General features: G+C 44.5%; 4 protein-coding genes. All 4 read left to right on the plus strand.

Annotated elements, in window-relative coordinates; genetic code table 11:
- Positions 1 to 460 (plus strand): DUF4279 domain-containing protein (locus ACLFWI_RS28605; RefSeq protein WP_446415751.1); only part of this gene is annotated, 460 nt, incomplete at its 5' end.
- A 42-nt stretch (positions 461 to 502) separates the two neighbouring features.
- The gene (locus tag ACLFWI_RS28610) at positions 503 to 646 is read left to right on the plus strand and encodes a DUF4058 family protein (protein ID WP_446415754.1); all 144 of its coding nucleotides are present in this window, start codon (positions 503 to 505) and stop codon (positions 644 to 646) included.
- 139 nt (positions 647 to 785) lie between these two features.
- Positions 786 to 2,411 (plus strand): eCIS core domain-containing protein, encoded by a 1,626-nt coding sequence (locus tag ACLFWI_RS28615; RefSeq protein ID WP_446415752.1) that lies wholly within the window; start codon positions 786 to 788, stop codon positions 2,409 to 2,411.
- Between the two features lie 16 nt (positions 2,412 to 2,427).
- Complete coding sequence (locus tag ACLFWI_RS28620) at positions 2,428 to 3,030, plus strand: hypothetical protein (protein WP_446415753.1); 603 nt, start codon at positions 2,428 to 2,430, stop codon at positions 3,028 to 3,030.
- Positions 3,031 to 3,334 lie beyond the last annotated feature (304 nt).

Consider the following 3,334-nt stretch of genomic DNA (forward strand, 5'->3'; position numbering starts at 1 on the left):
ATACAATACCATGAGCAAAACCAACGAAATATACGCATATTTTCGATTATCAGGAGTTGATCTTGATCCGGATGAAATCACTAAGATTGTCGGTGTTAAACCTACGCAAACTTGGAAAACAGGAGATGTCGTCGTTCGGTCGAGGGGAAAACCAACCATTAGGAAATTTAGTGTTTGGAAAGTCAAATCTAAATTAGCTCCTTCAGAAGAACTTGACCCCACAAGAGAACTTGAGATACATATAGAGTCTGTTTTTGAACAACTACAACCTGGTTGGCAGCAACTCGCTCAAATAAGTTATCAGTACGAAGCACTTATTTGTTGTGTAGTTTATGCTTATAGCCACGTACCTGCCATTAGTTTTAATCAGCAAATTATACAGAAGGCTAGTGAACTGAGTGCAGGTATAGATTTAGATATGTATTGTAGACTTAATTGGAAAAAACAAGAACAAGAATAAGTCCTAGATGAGAAGTTAAAACTACTCAAATTCCTCGCGCGTCTGAGGTTATGTAGTGCGATCGCAGATACCCTCAACCCCAAAATCCTGCCGAAATATAGGGCTGCGGTTGAACGCCACATCTATCAAATGAGTAATGGGGAATCCGTCGGAGTCGAAATTACTCAAGTGACAAAAGAGGGCTAGAGTTACAACATTATAGTTCACCAGGGGAAGCGATCACGCTGATTTTCTCTTTCTGATTGACTATAATTGTATAACTCCTCAGTATTATTGGAGCAGTTGGCTTGGAATCATTACATTATCGGGCAACTGAGGCGGCATCATGGAGTATAAACCCGTACAAAAGAAAAATTCATCCTGGACTCCCACCACAGTACAGAAAAAGGGTAAGAGTCCGGGTAAATTGGGACATTTTTCGATTCAACCCAAGTCAAAACCATCATCTGCCCCATCTCAAGAAATCGGGGAATATTCCAGAGCCTCAGCCGATAGACTCGCCGCGAATGTGATGCGAGGAATCCAAGCCAAGGAACTTGAACTTGCCGAAGGATCAACCCTTCGGCTCCGCTCAGGGTCAACGGTACAGCGTAAATCTGAATCACCATGGGTATCAACGTTTGATGCCCCTCCACCCATACCACAAAGCCCTGCTTCCCAATTAAAAGGTGCTTTTGCCCCAGTCTCAGAAAACCCGATTCAACGACAATGTGCTGATTGTGCCAAAGAAGAGAAGGAACAGTCGGGAGAAGCCGGGAAAGACTTAGAGGAAATTGGCATTCAAACCAAGTTGACCCTTCGACTTCGCTCAGGGTCAACCATAGGAGCGCCTGGAGATACTTACGAGCAAGAAGCTGACCGAGTAGCGTCTCAGGTAATGTCAATGTCAGCGCCTCCTGATAGTTCAGCGTCAGTTCAGCGTCAGTTGGACACCAATCATCCCCATCACCCCCATCAGATCTGGCAAAGAGCGCAGTCAATTACACCTGTGGTGCACAGGCAAATTGATCCGCGTGTGCAAATGCGCCAGATGATACAACGGGCGCATCAAATAGACGGAAATCAAGCATCTGGGGATTTAGAGAGTCGTTTGAATGCGTCTAAGGGTGGAGGTTCTCCTTTATCGGAGGGCGTGAGAGGGTTTATGGAACCGCGCTTTGGTGCTGATTTTAGTGGGGTGCGCGTGCATACGGGTGGTGAAGCGGTGCAGATGAATCAGGAGTTAGGCGCACAGGCGTTTACCCATGGCAATCATATCTACTTTGGAGCGGGGAAGGAACCTGGGAATAATGAGTTGACGGCCCATGAGTTAACTCATTTTGTGCAGCAGGGAGCTGCACCAGATACTCAACAACAGCTAACAAATGAGCTTAATAATACACATATTCAGAGCAAAAAAATACACACTAAGATAGCAGGTCAAGTAGTGCAGTTGGTGCCTGGTGATGGTATGAAACCTCCAGGAGACTGTAGTTGGGCCAAATATCATGCTTTGGCGGCAGCGGTAGACGCAACTAAAAAAGTCACATCTCAACTCGGTAAATGCCGAGAGACTGATGACTGTCCAACTCTCGCAACAAAGATAGCCGCTGTTACCGCAGAAATTGCCGCACGGACTGCGATAAATGCTACGTGCTTTAGGGGTGGCAATAAAACACATCGTGATCAAGTAACGGAAAAGAACAACATGATGATGAATTGCTATAGGTACTTTGATGCTTCTAACTGTCCACAACGATTAGTTCAAGCAATGGAGGAAGTCGTCGAACGCGCTCGAAAGCTTGTCGAAGGAGCAGTAACTGTTGCAGTAATAACTGCGTTTATTGCTGCAATTATTGTACTTGGTAAAGCCATTATTGCTGTGGGTGTAGCTGGCACTGTAGCAGCAGGGATTGCAGCAGTGATAGTGGCGCTCGAGTTAGCCCTAAAGCAAATTCAACAAGTACACTAAACAATCTCGCGATAATATGCAAGTACCTCCCAACAAAAACCTGAGAGTATATTTCTTTAATGCTTTTGCTGCGCGCCAAAAGCCCCTAAATACTCAAATACTAGTACCAGAACCTCGAGTGCAGTACGAATGTAGCAAACTGGGTCAATTTTTGGCCACAATGACCCCCATAGAACTCACCGCCTACCAGCTTCGCTATGAAATAGGAGATGACCTTTTGATGCTAACTCCGGAGGCATTCCTGTATTTCCTACCTGCTTTCCTATATCTTTCTCTGAAGTCATACGAATCTGTCGATTTCTTTGTAGATGTCCTTATAAGCACGCTTACTAAACCATCTCGCCCGGATATTGTAGAAAAATATGATTACCTTGCCAAGTGTTCGCCAGGTCTCCCGGATGATATGCTGGAGTTGCTCAGGGAGCAGCAGTTAGAATCTTTCGATTCTGGTGAGTCACTAGCCACGTTTCACGAGCGATTTGACAGCCTGACCTCCGAGGAAGGAAAAGCAGTTCTGGCTTTCTTAGTTACTTTAAAGGAGTATTATAATAAGGACTTTCCTTTCGGAGAGTTGGATAAAGCTATTGATCGGCACTGGATACGCTATGAAACTTCGTAAAAGCTAATCGTCCCTGAAAAACCAGGCAAGCTCAGAAAAGGGGGATTTTGCAGGGGAAAAGAAAGGAGTGAAATAACCAGAAAACAGAGCAAGTGGAGGAAAAACTGGAAAAATGAGTAACCAATTAGGTATCAAAATAGATTTGAACTACCAGAATGGGCAAGACAAGCAGCCTGATCTTGTAGGGTAAACACATTATGTTAATGTAACAATTTCACCAGAAATTATATCCATTTGCCCACCCTACTTCCCTACTCGCCGACTTTATCTTCTAAATCTCGAAAATCCGGAACTTGTGGTAAAT

It is taken from the genome of Coleofasciculus sp., from assembly GCF_046539235.1.
Classification (GTDB): Bacteria; Cyanobacteriota; Cyanobacteriia; order Cyanobacteriales; family Coleofasciculaceae; genus Coleofasciculus.